This window comes from Thiocapsa imhoffii (genome assembly GCF_016583985.1).
Classification (GTDB): Bacteria; Pseudomonadota; Gammaproteobacteria; order Chromatiales; family Chromatiaceae; genus Thiocapsa; species Thiocapsa imhoffii.
In genome coordinates this window covers 78,993-96,065 of sequence record NZ_NRSD01000013.1, presented here as the reverse complement: position 1 = coordinate 96,065, position 17,073 = coordinate 78,993, and the positions used below count along the sequence as shown (strand labels likewise).

Genomic DNA, 17,073 nt, shown 5'->3' with positions numbered 1-17,073 from the left:
TCGATCGCCACTGGCAGCGGACCGGATTCATCATCCCAACATCTTGAGCTAAACGGAGTCGTTGTGTCAGAGCGGGTGGAAGAGCGAGTCGAGGTCATGCAGCGGTGGGTGGCAGAGGTCTTGGGATCGGATGCGTTCGAGTTGCGACGCGCCTCGTCCGATGCGAGCTTTCGGAGCTATTGGCGTCTGCTGCACGCGGGGGGTACCGCGATCCTCATGGATGCGCCGCCTGCGCAGGAGGACTGCGGTCGTTTCGCCGATCTGTCGCGACGGTTTCGTGCAGTGGGGGTGAATACGCCGGAGGTTTTCGCTGAAGATCGTTTGAACGGATTCCTGCTGCTCAGTGACTTCGGCGATCAGGTCTATCTGCGCGTGCTTGACGCGGCGAACGTCGACCGCCTCTATGGCGATGCGCTGGCGACCTTGGCGATCCTGCAGGCCCATGGTCCGACGCAGGGGCTGCCCGTCTTCGACGCCGCCTTCATCCGGCGCGAACTCGATCTGTTTCATGACTGGTTCCTCGCTGCCTTCCCGGATGTCGCGGATCAGGCCAGGACCTCCGGATTGCTTGGGTCCGTTGCTCGCGTGCTGGTTGAGAATGCGCTGGAACAACCGCGCGTCTGCATGCATCGTGACTATCATTCGCGCAATTTGATGCAGCTTGAGCACGCCAATCCAGGCGTGTTGGATTTCCAGGACGCGGTCGTCGGTCCCGTGACCTACGATCTGGTGTCCCTGTTGCGCGACTGCTACATCACCTGGCCGGCGGATCAGGTGATCGAATGGGCCACGGGCTATTGTGCGCGTGCGGGCCAACAGGGGGGTTTCGACGTGCCTGATCGTGCGCGTTTCCTCCGCTGGTTTGACCTCATGGGGGTGCAGCGGCACTTGAAAGCCTGCGGGATTTTCGCCCGGCTGCACCGGCGGGATGGAAAATCACACTATCTCACCGATATCCCGCGGACATTGGCCTACATCCTTGCCGTCGCACCCCAGTATCCAGAACTCGCCGCACTCGCGCGTCTCCTCGAGCAACAGGTATGCCCCCGACTTGAGCAGTTGTCTGTCTCGCAAACCGTCGAAACCCGTGATGCCGTTGACTGAAGCGCCCTGGCCGGCACTGGCCCGTGGCCGTGGAGAGATCATCCGCGGCGCGGTGGGTTGCTTGCGCGACTCCACCTCCAACGCCTGCCGGGCGTTGCCCCGAGTGGGTGACCGCGGTGGTTGGACCTGTCTTGGACATCAGAGGTAAGCTATCGCGTGCGCGCGGCACTGGATTCTGGCTCACGACCCGGTGCGGGGCGCGGCGGCGCATCCGGATCGATCCGACGAGGGTGCGAGATCACTCAAGATCCGAATGGATGAGCAACCGGCTCGGACACGGTATCGATAGGAACTCCGGCTGTCGACAGGAGACAGAATGGTCGAGTTGAATGAGTTGGTCATCTATTGTGATCAATTTCTCGCTGCTCGCGACTTTGACGACTATGCCCCGAATGGCCTGCAGGTCGAGGGGGAGCGTCCAATCCAGCGGCTCGTGACGGGGGTCAGTGCCTCTGCGGACTTGATCGCGGCCGCGACGGCATGGCGGGCCGACGCGATCTTAGTCCATCATGGTTGGTTCTGGAAGAATGAGCCCCGTTCGCTGATCGGAATCAGGGCGAAACGTGCAAGGGAATTACTCAAAGCTGGGGCCAGTTTGATCGCGTATCATCTCCCGTTGGATGCGCATCCTCAGGTTGGTAATAATGCAACCCTGGCGCGCCGTCTGGGTTGGCTCGATGCCGCGCCGGCGCCGGGCCATCTTGGCCTGCTCTGGTGCGGACGGCTCGCCGCGCCCTGCACTCCACAGGCCCTTGCGGCGGAGCTCACGCAGCGGTTGGGGCGGGCCAGCGTCTGTGTTGCGGCCGGGCGCGATCGGGTCGAGCACCTAGCCTGGTGCACCGGTGGCGGGCAAGGTTATCTCGAGGCCGCCGCCGCACTGGGGGTGGATGCCTTCATCAGCGGGGAGATCTCCGAGCACAGCACGCATTTGGCGCGGGAGCACGGTGTCGCTTTCATCGCCGCGGGTCATCACGCGACCGAATGTGACGGCGTGAGGGCGCTGGGAGAGCATCTTGCGACGCGCTTCGCGATGGAACATCGATTCATCGAGATCGAAAATCCGGCATGAGCCGGCCGTCTGCAACGGGGATCGATGCGCCCCATATTTGGGGTGCGGGTGCTTGTCTTGGATCAGTCCGCGACGCGAACGGCATTGACCATGCCGATTGTCATCATCGAGAATGTTCGGTCGTTATCTGAGAGAATTGATATATTCTTATTTTCCTCAATCAAGAAATCTGCGCGGGTCCGCAACCGTCGAGGTTGCTTCGGGAGTTCGCGCATGCCGGGGGTTAGTGGCTTATGAGCGCACAAGGCGTGAACAAAACCAGGCGGCGTGTGCTTGTCGCCGCCACCAGCGTGGTCGGAGCCGTAGGAGCTGGCTTCGCCTTCGTTCCATTCATCGAATCGATGAACCCGAGTGCCAAGGCACGTGCCGCGGGTGCTCCAGTTGAGGCCGATATTAGTCAGCTGGAACCTGGTGCGATGTTGCGGCTCAAATGGCGTGGAAAGCCCGTCTGGGTCGTTCATCGGACCGAGGAGATGCTTGAGGCCCTGCCCACGCTGGATTCGCAGCTCGCGGACCCGTCCTCGGACGTCGAGCAGCAGCCATCGTACTGTCAGAACGCGACACGCTCGATCAAGGACCAGTTCTTCGTCGTTGTCGGAATCTGTACACACTTGGGCTGTTCGCCCACCTTCCGGCCTGAATTCGCGCCAGAAGATTTGGGTTCACGCTGGCGCGGTGGCTTCTTCTGCCCCTGCCACGGATCCTTGTTCGACCTTGCCGGACGTGTCTATAAGGGTGTTCCAGCACCCACGAATCTGGTGATTCCTGTGCATACCTACATCAACGACACCACCATCTTGGTCGGTGAGGATCGAGGAGCTGCTTGATGAGCGCGGAAAAGACCGAGAACCTCAGCTGGATCGATAAGCGATTCCCGCTGACGGAGACTTGGAAGGCCCATTTCTCCGATTACTATGCGCCGAAAAACCTCAACTTCTGGTCGTTTTTCGGCTCATTGGCCATCCTCACCCTCGTCATTCAGATCGTCTCGGGCATCTGGCTCGCGATGAGCTACAAACCGTCCGCCGCGGAGGCCTTCGCGTCGGTCGAGTACATCATGCGTGATGTGGAATGGGGTTGGCTGATTCGCTACATCCATTCGACCGGCGCCTCCGCGTTCTTCATCGTCATCTATCTGCACATGTTCCGGGCGTTGCTTTGGGGCTCCTACCGTAAGCCGCGCGAATTGCTGTGGATCATCGGCGTGGTCATCTATCTCGCCATGATGGCGACGGCCTTCTTCGGCTATCTTCTGCCATGGGGGCAGATGTCCTTCTGGGGCGCCCAGGTCATCGTGAACCTCTTCGCGGCCGTGCCGGTGATCGGCGATGATCTCGCGGTGTGGGTCCGTGGCGACTATGTCATTTCGGATACCACGCTCAATCGTTTCTTCGCCTTCCATTTCCTATTGCCATTCGTCTTGGCCGCGCTGGTCTTTCTACACATCGTGGCACTGCACCACGTCGGATCCAACAATCCGGACGGCATCGAGATCAAGGCGGGCCCGAAGGGCAACCGTTGGAGCGATACGGCCCCCGCTGATGGGATCCCCTTTCACCCCTATTTCACGGTGAAGGATCTGGTCGGCATGGTGGTATTCCTAGCGCTATTCTCCGTGGTGGTCTTCTATGCCCCGACCCTGGGTGGGCTCTTCATCGAAGCCCCGAACTTCCAGCCGGCAAACCCCTTCCAGACGCCTGAGCACATTGCCCCGGTCTGGTACTTCACGCCCTACTACGCGATGCTCCGCGCCGTGCCACCCATGTATGGCTCGCAGTTCCCAGGCGTCGTCGTGATGTTCCTGGCCATCCTGATTCTCTTTGCATTACCGTGGCTGGATCGCAGCAAGGTCAAATCGATGCGCTATAAGGGCGTCTTCTCGAAGTTCATGCTCGGGATGTTCGCGGTGACCTTCGTGGTCCTCGCATGGCTCGGCCTGCAGCCCTCCACGCCGCTCTATACCTTGATGGCGCAGATTTTCACGGCGTTGTATTTCGCATTCTTTCTACTGATGCCGATCTACACTTCGATTGAAAAGACCAAGCCCGTTCCGGAGAGGGTGACCTCATGAGAAACACGTTAGTCATTGCCACCCTGGCCTTACTGCTGCCAGCCGTCGGCTTCGCGGCTGGAGGGCACGTCAAACTGGAGAAGGCGAAGGTCGATCTGACCGATCAGGCTTCGCTGCAACGGGGTGCAAAATATTACGTCAATTACTGCATGGCCTGTCATTCTCTCGGTCACCTGCGCTATTCCCGCATGGCTGATGATCTGGGGATCGATGATCAGTCCCTGCGTGAGAATCTGCTGTTCGGTGATGCACAACCGACTGACATGATGACGAACTCGATGCGTCCTTCCGATGGTGAGGCCTGGTTCGGGACCGCTGTGCCAGATCTCACCCTGGTGACGCGCTGGCGCAGCCCGGATTGGGTCTACACCTACCTGAAGAGCTACTATGTCGACCCGAGCCGCCCGTACGGCGTGAACAACGTGATCTTTCCCCTCGTTGGCATGCCGCATGTGCTCGGTGATCTGCAAGGTGTCCAAGAGCCCATCATGCACACCCCGAAAGGTGGTGGAGAGCCGAGTGTGACCGGGGTCACGCTCACCCAAGCCGGGGTGCTCACGCCAAACGAGTATGACAGCATGGTGCGCGACATCACGGCATTCCTGACTTATGCCGGTGAGCCGAGCGCGCTGGAACGTCGTCGGATGGGCATCTACGTGCTGCTTTTCCTGGGTCTCCTCTTCATCTTGACCTATGCCCTGAAGAAGGAGTACTGGAAGGACGTCCATTAGGCCTGTTCGGTGTGACCACGACGGCGCCATCCGATGGCGCCGTCATTCAGGGCCCTTCTTGAAGATGCAACGGATGACATCCGTGGCTATCAACGAGCGGTGTCGAACCAACGGTTGAGGTGCACAGGCAAGCGACGTGGATGGTCGGAACGACTATGTGCCTCTCACCCGACCGCGCTACGACCAGCCGTCATGAATGGACTCCGCGGCAGCGGTTGCGAGTAGACGATCTGTGATGACACTCTTTTCCGATCCGACCTGCCCCTATTGTCACCGCGTCCGCATGGTGCTTGCCGAAAAGGGCATCGCCGTCGAGGTCGTCGATGTCGACGCCCATGACTTGCCCGCGGAGGTCACGGATTGCAATCCCTACGGGACGGTTCCGACCCTGATTGATCGCGATCTGAGACTCTATGAGTCGAGGATCATCATGGAATACCTTGATGAGCGGTTTCCACATCCACCCTTGTTGCCGGTCGATCCGGTCTCACGAGCCAGTGCGCGGCTCTTCATGTATCGCATCGATCGCGACTGGTATAGCCTGATGGAGCGGATTCGGGTTGCGGAACCAGCCGCAGCGAAGGAGGCTCGACGTGAGTTGCGTGACAGCTTGGCCATCACCTCTCCGGTCTTTGGCGCTCACGCGTTTTTCATGAGCGATGAGTTCTCGCTGGTCGATTGCTGCATCGCTCCGCTGCTGTGGCGGCTGCCTGTCCTGGGTATCGAGATCCCATCGCAAGCCGAGGCGCTGCGCGTCTACATGCGTCGGATCTTTGCTTGGGATGCGTTCAGGAAGAGCCTCACCGAGGCGGAGAAGGAGATGATCGCGGACGTGACCTGATGGACGAAGCAAACCCGAACATGACCTCAAGCAAGCCCTATCTCATCCGGGCGATCTATGAGTGGATCCTAGACAATGGGATGACGCCGCACTTGGTCATTGATGTTCGCTATCCCGGCGTGGTCGTTCCGACAGAGTTCGTCGAGGATGGCCGCTTGGTGCTCAATGTTGCGCCAAGCGCTGTTCGGAGTTTGGTAATGGGCAATGAGCACATTCAATTCAACGCTCGCTTTAGCGGTGTTGCCCGAGATGTCTACTTCCCGGTTGAGGCCGTTCTTGGGATCTTCACACGCGAGAACGCGCAAGGCATGGTCTTTCCGGAGGCCGCCTACCCGACGTCTGACGAGCCACTGGCCTCGCCATTTCGCGACGTCTCGGATGGGCCACGCGAAGTGCCGGGCATTGATGAGTCGACAGACCGGACCGCGCCTTCGGGCCAGGGCAAACGCAAGACCGGAGGTCCAAACCTCAAGCTGGTGAAATAGCCCTCGTGTTGCCAGGATCCTGATGCTGAGTGTGATGCTTGGCGCAACGTCGGCGCTTGGTCGGCTCAGTCCTTGCCTACGGCTGATCGATTCCCCTCTCGGTATGCGTCCTGCACGCCATCTTAGTTGTCTTGGTGATCGGTCGGCAGGCCGAAGCTCAGATCTTCCAATGTGAGCCCACGCATGACGATATGGCCGCTACGACGGCCGACGCCTTCTTCGCTGAAATCGAATCGGTAGAGACGCCGAATTCGCAAGCCCTCGGCGCGCCATGCGAGGCTGAGACGTCGCAGGGCGACCGCCTGATCCAAGAACTGAAGATCACGCTGCAAACAAGCCGCCTTGCAGACCTCGACGGCGATTTCGCGCGCGCGCATGCTGTCTAGCCAAAACCACCCGAGTAATAGCAGCAGGAAAACGGCGAAGAGATGGTTCATGCACGGGTTTCCTGATCAAAACGAGGGAATCATGCGCGAGTGACCGCGGATCATGGGGTTCAATCCAATGCGCCCTGATGGAATGCAGCCAAGACCTGCACGTCTGCGCAGGCCTTCAGTATACTGACAGTTCATCGATAACATGGGAGGAACGACGATGAAGAAACGATTCATCCTGAGTTCGGTTGCGTCTCTGTTCGCGCTCGGCCTCGTTGCCTGTGGACAAGAACAAGCGCCCGTTGAAGAAACCGCTGTGCCGGTTGAAGAGCCGACCCTGCTCGAGCAAGCGACGGAGGCTGCGCGGGACGCGTCCGATCAAATCACGGATATGGTCTCTCAAGCGGCGGATCGTACCGAGGAGACCATCGAGCCGATGGCAGAGGACGCTCGGGAGATGAGCGACGATGCGCTCGCACGGGCCGAGCACATGATCGAACAGATTAAATCCGACTGGTCCGAGGGTGACGAGGAGGGCGCACGGTCGATGCTCGAACGCTTGGAGAGCTTTGCCGCGGACCTGCCTGAGACGATCAAGGATGAGATCGAGCGCCTTAAGGCGATGATGGCGAGGGACTGAACTGAACAGCGCGCGGCCCTGACCTCACGGTCGGGATCGAGCGCCGAGTTGTCGGCCGGCCTAGGCGCCTCTTAGCTTGGTGCCGGCCCCCTCAGCACACCGTGGGGGAGCGCGACGCAGCCACTGGCCACAACCGCTGCTCCCACGGGATCGAGTCGCTCGGCAGTTTGCCGTGGGATCCAAGCGAACCATCCCGGTGCTTGCTCAGCACCCACCCACCCACTCGGTCGGTGACACGCTCGTGTCACCGGGCCTGATCAATGAGACGGCGGATCGCGCATGGCATGGGTTTATCTCGTTGTCGCCGGAGTCTTCGAATGGGGCTGGCCGGTTGGATTGAAGCTGGGCATGACCAGTGCAGGCCTGCATTGGGGGTGGATCGGCTTCGCTGTGATCTGCATGGTGGCGAGCGGAACCTGCTTGCTCATTGCACAAAAGACGATCCCAATGGGCACGGCCTACGCGGTCTGGACCGGCATCGGTGCCGTTGGGGCCTTTGTGATCGGCATCCTCTGGTTCGCCGAAGCGGCGACGCTGTTGCGTTTTTTCTTCGTGGGCATGATCGTCGCCGGCATCATCGGCCTGAAAATGGTCTCGACGTCCTAGCTTCGGGATGCCGCCCTCGTGCGGCTGCCGCGAGCTTTTCCGTTTAGGCCAGGTCAGGTCAGGTACCGACACTCGTGACCGCTTGCCCCCTCAGTCGTCGCCTGGCTTAGGGGTAAGGCCGCTGAGTGGTGGCATCATGCGTCCTGAACGCAGGGAGTCCAGATACGAGCCACCACCGCCCCGCCGCCTCGTCCCAGCGCCAACGTTGACGATCGGTCAAACGCTTGACCACCTGTGTGTCCTGGAAGAGATAGTCAATCACCACGATCTGCGTTGCCGTGCCATCGCCGTGAATCAATGGTGGCTGGACCACATCGTAGCCGGTGACGCGAATCGTGTTCAGCGATTCTCCGAGTGGATCGAGTCCCCGCGGATCAGGCTCGAGGTAACCGATGGCATTGTCATAATAGCCCCAGCGCAGGGCTGCTTGATATCCATTGGTCGAGGCTTGCAAAGCGAGTGCGCGCCGATCGTTCTCGACCATGGCGCAGCCCGTGGCAAGCACGGCGAGGAGCAGGGCGACGAGCCCGATGTTCCATCCGCTGAGGTTGCGGATCCCGGTGGTGATTGGCATTGACCGGCACACCTCGACTCGTCTCCCGTCCGCAATCGTTCGTGTGCGATGATTTTACGCGAGAATAGGCCAGGTCGCGTTCTGAGGTATCATGCCCTGCCGTAGTTGCCGAGCCTGTGTCTATCATGTCTGAATCGAATGAGCCGAAGCGTGAGATCGACCTCGCCGATGTCCGTGTGACATTGCTTGGAACGGCCCATGTCTCCCGCGCCAGCGCGGAGGAGGTGCGAACCCTCCTGCGAAGCGGTGACTATGACGCGGTTGCCGTGGAACTCTGCCAGAGCCGGTTCTCCGCCTTGATGGATCCAAAATCCCTGTCGGAGCTGGACCTTTTCTCCGTGATTCGACAGCGACAAGTCTACATGGTGATGGCCAATCTGGCCCTGTCCGCCTATCAGCAACGGCTTGCGGATCAGTTTGATATCGAGCCGGGTGCCGAGCAGCGCGTGGCTGTGCATGTGGCCAAGGAACTTGATTTGCCGGTGTTGCTGATCGATCGCGAGATCGGCGTCACCTTGAAGCGGATCTCGGCGAATCTGAATTGGTGGAAGCGTTACACCTTGTTTACCGGTCTGTTGGCGTCGATGCTGACCGCCGAGAAGGTCAGTGAAGAGGAAATCGAACACCTCAAGGATGGTGATGTGTTGGAGACTACCTTCGCCGAATTCGCGCATGATCGGCAGGATCTCTACCGACCGCTGATCGACGAGCGCGACCGCTATATGGCGGCCAAGCTGCGCAGCGAGCCGCAACGGGTTGGCGCGAAGCGGATCCTCGCCGTGGTGGGCGCCGGACACCTGAAGGGGATTGGCGAGTACCTTGAGCGGGATCGGGAGGAGCCGCGGGGCGTGGTGCGCGCATTGGAGCAGGTGCCGCCGCCGAGCCGCTGGCCTCGCGTGCTGGCATGGCTGGTGGTGATCCTGATCCTGAGCGGCTTTGCCTTCGGCTTTTCGCAAAGCACGAGTTTTGGTTGGGGACTGGTTGTGGCCTGGGTGCTGATCAACGGCGGACTGTCCGCGCTCGGCGTGGCACTCGCTGGTGGACACCCCTTGACCGTGGGCGCGGCCTTCGTCGCGGCGCCGCTGACCTCACTGAACCCGACGATTGGCGCCGGCATGGTCACCGCCGCGGTTGAACTGGCGATGCGCAAACCCCGGGTCGCCGACTTTGGTCATCTGCGCGCGGACGTGGTCAACCTTCGCGGCTGGTGGCGCAATCGCGTGTCACGCGTCTTCCTGGTCTTTCTGTTCAGCACCCTGGGCTCGGCCATCGGCACCTATGTCGCTGGTTTCCACATCTTCGATCAGTTGGTGCGAGGCCCAGGCGCCTAGTGTCCTCAACCGACTGGGTGCTCGGTGAGGCCGCATCACAAGCTGAGATCCTGGCGCAGACAGGCGATGACCGCGTCGAGATGCTGGAAGGCATGATCGCCGCCGTCCCAGACAAACAGGCGTCCGCAGTCGCGATAGTGGGTTTCGGCGATCCGCGCATCGATGACTTCGTCACCGCGCTCCAGGAACAGGGTAGTCGGGGTGCCGTCGCAGGGGCGATCGATCCCATAAGGACGTGTGGCGTCGATCAGGGACTGGGTGATGCGATAGCGTTCGCCCTGCGCGCTGGTCATCACCTCGCCGATGCGGTCAGCGAGCAACGTCCAGGGCGTGAGTGCCGGGTTGATCAAATAGAGATGGGCGAACGCACAGTGGCGGGCGAGATACTGACCGTAGAAACCACCCATCGAGCTGCCGATCACCAGCGGTTGCTCGGTCGCTCCGAGTTGCGCAAAACGGGTGTGCAGTTGCGCGATCGCCGTGGCTGGTCGATGCGCGTCGTAATCGACGGCGATAACTGGGTAAGGGGCGAGTCCATCGCGCAGTCGGTTGGCCTTGTCGGAGCGACTGGAACTATTGAGTCCGTGGAGATAGACGAGCATGCAGATGGTCCTCGGTCGGTGCCCGCGTGGATCACGCCGGGAATGGATGCAGCACGAGCGGGGTGAGGGATCAGAGGGTGGCGTGGAAGGATTGGCATTCCTCGATGAATTCGCGCGTGCTCTTGGGCATCTGAACACGGGCACGCACGATGAAACCGATCAATTCAACCCCTGACCGCAATAACTTGGCGGCTTCGATGATCTCCTGACGCGTCACGGATGCGGTTGACGCCGGCAATGCGGGTGCCAACCGCGTGACGCGCTCGGCCGCCACGACGAAAGCCGGCCACACTTCGAAGATTGCCGGGTCGGTCCGCAGGATCTCGCATTTGCGCTTTGCCGCATCGGTCAGCTCGTCAATGGCCGATGCGGCGGCGGTGATCTGCAGACTCTCGGCGATCGTCTCTTTCATCGCCGTGGCGATCCGATCGATGTCCCGCATGGCCAAGGCGATCTTGAGGTACCGGCTGTCGTAGAAATCCGCAACGGACATCGAGAAGGCCTTGAATGGCTCGCCCCAGAGTTCATCGATGCCTTCGTGCCCGCCACGATGTCGCACCAATGGCCCCAGTTCCAGCGCCTCGATCAGATACTGCTCGCATTGGATCATCAAGGAATCATCGGGACTGATGGTGACGCCCGCGATCTGCAGATCGACCAAGCAGGTGAAGATGTCGGCCACCCGGTTGAATAGGGCGCCAGCCAGCATGGCCCCCTTGACCCGCTTCAGCGCGGGCTCGCTTTCGGCTTGGAAGGCCGCGCGGACCTCGTCGAGTCGCGCGCCGGGAATGTTGATGCCATGCTCGACATGATTGAACAGACGCCGCGTCAAGGCTTGTATGAGGCGACGTTTGGTCTCCAGGGTGTCTTGCGGAGGCGCGTAGTGCTTGATCCAGTAGCCGTCATAGTACACCCGGCTTTCACCATCGATGACGGCGAGGGTGCCGTTCATGAGTTGTTCGGACATGCTCGGCTCGGTGTTCAGCGCAGGGATGCCAGCGATGGGTTGAACGAGTCCACGCGTGTCGCTGGGACAGCTGGGTGGCCGCGCACAGGGCATCGGTGGTTGAGCGTGGTGCGCTCAGGGGTAGTGTCGCGCAAATTGCGCCAGGCGGCGACGACTTTTGTGACCTTCGTCTGAGTCGGCCTGGATCCGACAAGCCTGATCCTCTTGCTCGTGGTCAGTCTCGTCCCGGCCCCGGCGCGACCGGTCGGTGTGGCGCTGGCGATCACGGCCGTTCTGCTGTGGTAAGCTGTCAACGCCTTGGTGGGTTCGGATACCGCGACAGGTTGTAGGGCGATCTTGTGTCAGTTCGCGCTCGGGTTCTCGGGTTGCGGCGACTCCGACGCTTGACGCCACAAGAGCCGTGCTGCCGGTTAGTCTCCAGGATCGAGGGCAACCGAACCGCTAAACTTGTGCATCTGGGCTAGACCGGTTCCGCGCTGGTGGCGTGGCTTGCACGATCGTGGCCGGGGACCGGATGTGACCGCATCTGGTGGTCACGCGGATGGATCGTGGGATCTGGTGCCTTGCCCATCTGGACGGTCCGGTTTGGTGGACGGTCCGATTTGGGGCACGGCGAGGATGAATACACCGACCGAGGCCAGATGACCGTGAAGGAGAAGATTGCATCCATCATTACAACCCTGTTTGTCTGGGGGCTTGCGGGCGCTCTGTTTGGTGCCTTATTCGGTGGCCTGCATGCCCTCTTGAGTTCCTTGGGACTGGTGGGGTGGGTGCCTTTGGTCGCCGCCGCCGCGGTGGCCGCGACGACGACGTCGGCCTTTTACAGTGCGATGCCGGTGGCGCTGGTCGGCGCGATGGCTGGCATCCTGGCCTCGATCGGCTATTTGATCGTGGTGGGTCCGGTTGTGGAGCTCTTGGGGATCGCGGGAATCGCTGGGCTCGGGGGCGTGCTCGCGGGCCTGTTCTATGCCTGGATGGTCCCGGGTGGCGGACGTCCCTTGGCAGAGGTGCTCAGCGGTTTACTGGCTGGACTCTTCGCGGGCGGCTGCCTGGCGCTGACCCTGGCAATCCTCGGGCGTGACCTGGATGTCCTCTTCATGGCGGCCGGCGTCGTCGCCTTGGTCGGGACCTTCTTCCAGATCTCGGAGCGATGGCTGGTCGGGCATTGTGCACGCTGGTTTCCAGCGCTGATCTCTGCTGCTGTCGTTTCCGGGTTGATCGCCGCGGTTGTGGGTTCCAGTGTCTGGATCATCGGCGGTGCGGCTAGCGTGATGCTAGAAAGCCAGGCGGGGGAGGTCTCTAATCGCATCCTAGGCGCTGTGCCGTTGGGATTTCTTGGTGGCCTTTTCGGCGGCGCGGTGACGGGCATCTTGCTGCAGATCCTAGGGTTTCGCATAGGGCCCTCATCCTAGCGCGAGAGCGCATTGCGACCGCCACGATTGAACTTGACACGACTGGAGAACATCTGATGATCGTAGTTTTGCTCGCTTTGGCCGTTGGAATCGTCATTGGCTGGAATTGGCCGCAGCCACCCTGGGCACGGGAATTTCAAGACCGCGTGGTCGAGACCTTTCACTCGTTCACGGGCAAGGGTCCGAAATGATCGAGGGGTCGCGGTTTCAGTTTGAACCGCGACCTGCAGTCATCCGCGAGCACATCGAGGACGACGAGGGCCCCCATGGCCAAAGGCGAGTGGTTGCGCCCGACGCGCTCTGGCGTGTGGGCGCTCGTCCGTCTCAATAGGCGTCCCCGGGGATGCGCACCCAGCCTTCCATCAGCACCCGTGCGCTGCGGCTCATGATGGCCTTGGTCACGGTCCAGTTGCCATCGATCAGCCGGGCCTCGGCGCCGACCCGTAGGGTGCCCGAGGGATGACCGAACCGCACTGCCGTGCGCTCGCCACCGCCAGCCGCCAGGTTCACCAGCGTCCCCGGGATGGCGGCTGCGGTCCCAATCGCGACCGCGGCTGTCCCCATCATGGCGTGATGTAGTTTACCCATCGAGAGCGCGCGCACGCACAGATCGATCTCGCTCGCCGCGACCGGCTTGCCGCTCGAGGCGACATAGTCGGCTGGCGGGGCGACAAAGGCGATCTTGGGCGTGTGCTGGCGGGTTGCGGCCTCGCTGATGTCCTGGATCAGCCCCATGCGGACTGCTCCGTAAGCGCGGATGGTCTCGAACATGGCCAGCGCCTTGGGATCGCCGTTGATGGCGTCCTGCAACTCGGTGCCGATGTAGCCGATGGCCTCGGCGTCGACGAACAGGGTCGGGATGCCGGCATTGATCAGGGTCGCCTTGAGCGTGCCGACGCCAGGGACCTCTAGGTCATCGACCAGGTTGCCGGTCGGGAACATGGAGCCGCCGCCATCGCCGTCCCCCTCATCGGCCGGATCGAGGAATTCGAGTTGCACCTCGGCGGCCGGGAAGGTCACGCCGTCGAGTTCGAAATCACCCGTCTCCTGCACCTCGCCGTTGGTCATGGGGACGTGCGCGATGATGGTCTTGCCGATGTTGGCCTGCCAGATCCGCACCGTGCAGATTCCGTGCTCGGGGATGCGTTCGGGATCGACCAGACCATTGCTGATGGCAAAGGGTCCGACCGCTGCCGAGAGGTTGCCACAATTCCCGCTCCAATCAACGAAGGCCGTGTCGATCGAAACCTGGCCGAACAGATAGTCGACGTCGTGGTCCGGGCGACTGCTCTTGGTGAGGATGACCGTCTTGCTGGTGCTGGAGGTCGCCCCGCCGAGGCCGTCGATCTGTTTCCCGTACGGGTCGGGGCTGCCGATGACGCGCAGCAGCAGGGCATCGCGCGCCGTGCCCGGGACCTGGGCGCGTTCCGGAAGGTCTGGCCGTCGAAAGAAGACGCCCTTGCTGGTTCCGCCACGCATATAGGTCGCAGGGATTTTGATCTGTGGTCGTTGAGACATATTGGTCTAAGCCGCCTTGGTCGCTTCGAGGAAGTCTTGCGCGAAGCGTTGCAGCACGCCGCCGGCTTCGTAGATCAAGAGTTCCTCGGCGGTGTCGAGCCGGCAGGTCACGGGCACCTCGACACGCTCGCCGTTCTTGCGCTGGATGACCAGGGTCAGGTCGGCGCGCGGTCGGCGCTCACCGATGACGTCATAGGTCTCGGTGCCGTCGATGCCGAGCGTTTGGCGGTTCACGCCTGGCTTGAACTCCAGCGGCAGCACGCCCATGCCAATCAGATTGGTGCGGTGGATGCGCTCGAAGCCCTCGGCGGCGATGGCCTCGACCCCGGCGAGACGCACGCCCTTGGCCGCCCAGTCGCGCGAGGACCCCTGACCATAGTCAGCGCCGGCGATGATGATGAGTGGTTGCTTGCGCGCCATGTAGGTCTCGATCGCCTCCCACATGCGCATCACCTGGCCGTCTGGTTCGACCCGCGCCAGCGAGCCCTGCTTGACCTGTCCATCGACCACGGCCATCTCGTTGATCAGCTTGGGATTGGCGAAGGTCGCGCGCTGGGCGGTCAGGTGATCGCCGCGATGGGTGGCGTAGGAGTTAAAGTCCTCCTCCGGCAAGCCCATCCGCGCCAGATACTCGCCGGCCGCGCTGTCGGGCAGGATGGCGTTGGAAGGCGAGAGGTGGTCGGTGGTGATGTTGTCACCGAGTACCGCCAGGGGACGCAAGCCCTTGAGCGTGCGCTCACCGGCTAGCGCCCCTTCCCAGTAGGGCGGACGGCGGATGTAGGTGGACTGGGGGCGCCAGTCGTAAAGCGGGCTCTTGGCCGCCTCCACGGTGCCCAGCTCGAACATCGGGAGATAGACCTGTTTGAACTGCTCCGGCTTGACGCAGCGGGCGACGATGTCATCGATCTCCTCATCGCTCGGCCAGAGGTCCGCGAGTGTGATGGGCTGGCCATGTCCGTCGTGTCCCAGGACGTCCTGCTCGATGTCGAAGCGCACGGTGCCGGCGATGGCATAAGCGACCACCAGCGGCGGCGAGGCGAGGAAGGCCTGCTTGGCGTAGGGGTGGATACGGCCATCGAAGTTGCGGTTGCCGGAGAGCACGGCGACGGCATAGAGATCGCGCTCGATGATCTCCTGCTGGATCTTGGGGTCAAGCGCGCCGGACATGCCGTTGCAGGTGGTGCAGGCATACCCGACGATGCCAAAGCCCAATTGCTCCATCTCGCTGAGCAGACCGGCCTCCTCCAAATAGAGCTTGGCGACCTTGGAACCGGGCGCGAAGGAGGTCTTGACCCAGGGCTTGCGCGTCAGACCCAGCGCATTGGCCTTCTGGGCGAGCAGACCGGCGGCCACGACATTGCGCGGGTTGCTGGTGTTGGTGCAGCTGGTGATGGCGGCGATGATCACCGCGCCATCGGGCAACAGGCCCTGGCGTTCCTCGGCGAGCGCCTGGTCGAGGTCGACGGCGATGCCACGCTCGCGCAGCGCGCTGGTCGGTAAGCGGCGGTGCGGGTTGGATGGGCCGGCCAGGTTCCGTGCCACGCTGGAGAGGTCGAACCGAAGCACCCGCGGATATTCGGCCGTCGCCAGGCTGTCGGCCCAGAGACCGGCGGTCTTTGCGTAGGTCTCGACCAGGGCGACCTGCTCTGGTTCGCGGCCGGTGAGCCGCAAGTATGCGATGGTCTGGGCATCGATGGAGAACATCGCGGCGGTGGCGCCGTACTCTGGGCACATATTCGAGATGGTCGCGCGATCACCGATCGAGAGGCTGGCCGCGCCCTCGCCGAAGAACTCGACATAGGCTCCGACGACCCGCTCGGTGCGCAGGAACTCGGTCAGGGCGAGAACGATATCGGTGGCGGTGATGCCCGGCTGGCGCTGGCCCGTCAGTTCGACGCCGACGATGTCGGGCAGGCGCATCATGGAGGCGCGCCCGAGCATCACGGTCTCGGCCTCCAGACCGCCGACGCCGACGGCGATTACGCCAAGCGCGTCGACGTGCGGGGTGTGACTGTCGGTGCCGACACAGGTGTCGGGGAAGGCCACCCCTTCGCGGACCTGCACCACCGGCGACATCTTCTCCAGGTTGATCTGGTGCATGATGCCGTTGCCGGCGGGGATGACGTCGACATTCTGGAAGGCGGTGCGCGTCCAGTCGATGAAGTGGAAGCGATCGGCGTTGCGTCGATCTTCGATGGCGCGATTCTTCGCGAAGGCGTCCGAGTCGAAGCCGGCGTGCTCCACCGCGAGCGAATGGTCAACGATGAGCTGGGTTGGCACTACCGGGTTCACCCGTGCGGGATCACCGCCCTGCTCGGCGATGGCGTCGCGCAGTCCGGCGAGATCCACCAACGCGGTCTGACCGAGAATGTCGTGACAGACCACGCGCGCCGGATACCAGGGGAAATCGAGATCCTGCCGGCGCTCGATGAGTTGCCCGAGGGCCGCGTCGAGATCCTCTGGCGCGCAGCGGCGCACCAGATTCTCGGCTAGCACGCGGGCGGTATAGGGCAGCTTGGCATAGGCGCCGGGTGCAATGGCATCGACGGCGGCCTGAGCGTCGAAGTAATCCAGGCTGGTGCCGGGCAGCGGTGTGCGGTAGGCGGTGTTCATGGTCTGTACGGGATCTCGAATGTTGGAGACATCTGGAGACGCCAAAGGCGCTTCTGGTGAGCAACCGGCGCGAGGAAGCAGGCGCCCAACCCGAACGCCAGTCGATCACGGCGTCCGGGCCGAGTGCGTGGGGCT

The 17,073-nt window shown here is 62.1% G+C and carries 18 protein-coding genes; 12 read left to right on the top strand and 6 right to left on the bottom strand.

What is annotated here, in order from left to right; all coding sequences use genetic code 11:
* The first annotated feature begins 63 nt into the window (after positions 1-63).
* The 7 genes from CKO25_RS13090 to CKO25_RS13060 all read left to right on the top strand — a co-directional run bounded on the left by CKO25_RS13090 (position 64) and on the right by CKO25_RS13060 (position 6,301).
* Positions 64-1,104: an aminoglycoside phosphotransferase family protein gene (locus CKO25_RS13090; protein ID WP_338115128.1), complete on the top strand. Its 1,041-nt coding sequence runs from the start codon at positions 64-66 to the stop codon at positions 1,102-1,104.
* A gap of 316 nt (positions 1,105-1,420) precedes the next feature.
* Positions 1,421-2,173 carry a Nif3-like dinuclear metal center hexameric protein gene (locus tag CKO25_RS13085; protein ID WP_200388385.1) on the top strand — a complete coding sequence of 251 codons (753 nt, stop codon included), beginning with the start codon at positions 1,421-1,423 and terminating at the stop codon, positions 2,171-2,173.
* Between the two features lie 233 nt (positions 2,174-2,406).
* Positions 2,407-3,000: a ubiquinol-cytochrome c reductase iron-sulfur subunit gene (gene petA, locus CKO25_RS13080; RefSeq protein ID WP_200388384.1), complete on the top strand. Its 594-nt coding sequence runs from the start codon at positions 2,407-2,409 to the stop codon at positions 2,998-3,000.
* On the top strand, positions 3,000-4,244 hold the full coding sequence (locus CKO25_RS13075; RefSeq protein ID WP_200388383.1) for a cytochrome b: 1,245 nt from the start codon (positions 3,000-3,002) through the stop codon (positions 4,242-4,244). The genes petA and CKO25_RS13075 overlap by 1 nt, the downstream gene beginning before the upstream one ends.
* Complete coding sequence (locus tag CKO25_RS13070; RefSeq protein ID WP_200388382.1) at positions 4,241-4,975, top strand: cytochrome c1; 735 nt, start codon at positions 4,241-4,243, stop codon at positions 4,973-4,975. Before CKO25_RS13075 ends, CKO25_RS13070 begins: the two co-directional genes overlap by 4 nt.
* A 235-nt stretch (positions 4,976-5,210) precedes the next feature.
* Positions 5,211-5,816: a glutathione S-transferase N-terminal domain-containing protein gene (locus CKO25_RS13065; protein WP_200388381.1), complete on the top strand. Its 606-nt coding sequence runs from the start codon at positions 5,211-5,213 to the stop codon at positions 5,814-5,816.
* On the top strand, positions 5,816-6,301 hold the full coding sequence (locus tag CKO25_RS13060; RefSeq protein ID WP_242467600.1) for a ClpXP protease specificity-enhancing factor: 486 nt from the start codon (positions 5,816-5,818) through the stop codon (positions 6,299-6,301). Before CKO25_RS13065 ends, CKO25_RS13060 begins: the two co-directional genes overlap by 1 nt.
* 122 nt (positions 6,302-6,423) lie before the next feature.
* On the opposite strand, the gene CKO25_RS13055 is transcribed toward CKO25_RS13060, so the two are convergent.
* Positions 6,424-6,738: a DUF3301 domain-containing protein gene (locus tag CKO25_RS13055; protein WP_200388380.1), complete on the bottom strand. Its 315-nt coding sequence runs from the start codon at positions 6,736-6,738 to the stop codon at positions 6,424-6,426.
* A gap of 157 nt (positions 6,739-6,895) precedes the next feature.
* Here CKO25_RS13055 and CKO25_RS13050 point away from each other — a divergent pair, with 157 nt between their 5' ends.
* Both CKO25_RS13050 and CKO25_RS13045 read left to right on the top strand, forming a co-directional pair.
* A complete protein-coding gene (locus tag CKO25_RS13050; RefSeq protein ID WP_200388379.1) occupies positions 6,896-7,315 on the top strand; it encodes a hypothetical protein in 420 nt (139 codons plus the stop codon).
* 279 nt (positions 7,316-7,594) lie between these two features.
* Positions 7,595-7,921, top strand: a complete 327-nt coding sequence (locus tag CKO25_RS13045; protein ID WP_200388378.1) for a DMT family transporter — start codon at positions 7,595-7,597, stop codon at positions 7,919-7,921.
* A 106-nt stretch (positions 7,922-8,027) separates the two neighbouring features.
* On the opposite strand, the gene CKO25_RS13040 is transcribed toward CKO25_RS13045, so the two are convergent.
* The gene (locus CKO25_RS13040; RefSeq protein ID WP_200388377.1) at positions 8,028-8,495 is read right to left on the bottom strand and encodes a hypothetical protein; all 468 of its coding nucleotides are present in this window, start codon (positions 8,493-8,495) and stop codon (positions 8,028-8,030) included.
* A gap of 125 nt (positions 8,496-8,620) precedes the next feature.
* Here CKO25_RS13040 and CKO25_RS13035 point away from each other — a divergent pair, with 125 nt between their 5' ends.
* A complete protein-coding gene (locus CKO25_RS13035; protein ID WP_200388376.1) occupies positions 8,621-9,826 on the top strand; it encodes a TraB/GumN family protein in 1,206 nt (401 codons plus the stop codon).
* A gap of 35 nt (positions 9,827-9,861) precedes the next feature.
* Here the strand turns inward: CKO25_RS13035 and CKO25_RS13030 are convergent, their stop codons facing one another.
* Positions 9,862-10,428 carry a YqiA/YcfP family alpha/beta fold hydrolase gene (locus CKO25_RS13030; RefSeq protein ID WP_200388375.1) on the bottom strand — a complete coding sequence of 189 codons (567 nt, stop codon included), beginning with the start codon at positions 10,426-10,428 and terminating at the stop codon, positions 9,862-9,864.
* Positions 10,429-10,498: 70 nt separating this feature from the next.
* The gene (locus CKO25_RS13025; RefSeq protein WP_200388374.1) at positions 10,499-11,395 is read right to left on the bottom strand and encodes a hypothetical protein; all 897 of its coding nucleotides are present in this window, start codon (positions 11,393-11,395) and stop codon (positions 10,499-10,501) included.
* A gap of 641 nt (positions 11,396-12,036) precedes the next feature.
* On the opposite strand from CKO25_RS13025, the gene CKO25_RS13020 reads away from it, so the two are divergent.
* The gene (locus CKO25_RS13020; RefSeq protein WP_200388373.1) at positions 12,037-12,807 is read left to right on the top strand and encodes a spermidine synthase; all 771 of its coding nucleotides are present in this window, start codon (positions 12,037-12,039) and stop codon (positions 12,805-12,807) included.
* 56 nt (positions 12,808-12,863) lie between these two features.
* A complete protein-coding gene (locus tag CKO25_RS21620) occupies positions 12,864-12,998 on the top strand; it encodes a hypothetical protein (protein ID WP_276569030.1) in 135 nt (44 codons plus the stop codon).
* A 133-nt stretch (positions 12,999-13,131) separates the two neighbouring features.
* On the opposite strand, the gene prpF is transcribed toward CKO25_RS21620, so the two are convergent.
* Together prpF and acnD are read right to left on the bottom strand one after the other, a co-directional pair.
* Entirely contained in the window at positions 13,132-14,325 is a 1,194-nt protein-coding gene (prpF, locus tag CKO25_RS13015) for a 2-methylaconitate cis-trans isomerase PrpF (protein ID WP_200388372.1), read from the bottom strand.
* Positions 14,326-14,331: 6 nt separating this feature from the next.
* The gene (gene acnD / locus CKO25_RS13010; protein ID WP_200388371.1) at positions 14,332-16,938 is read right to left on the bottom strand and encodes a Fe/S-dependent 2-methylisocitrate dehydratase AcnD; all 2,607 of its coding nucleotides are present in this window, start codon (positions 16,936-16,938) and stop codon (positions 14,332-14,334) included.
* Positions 16,939-17,073 lie beyond the last annotated feature (135 nt).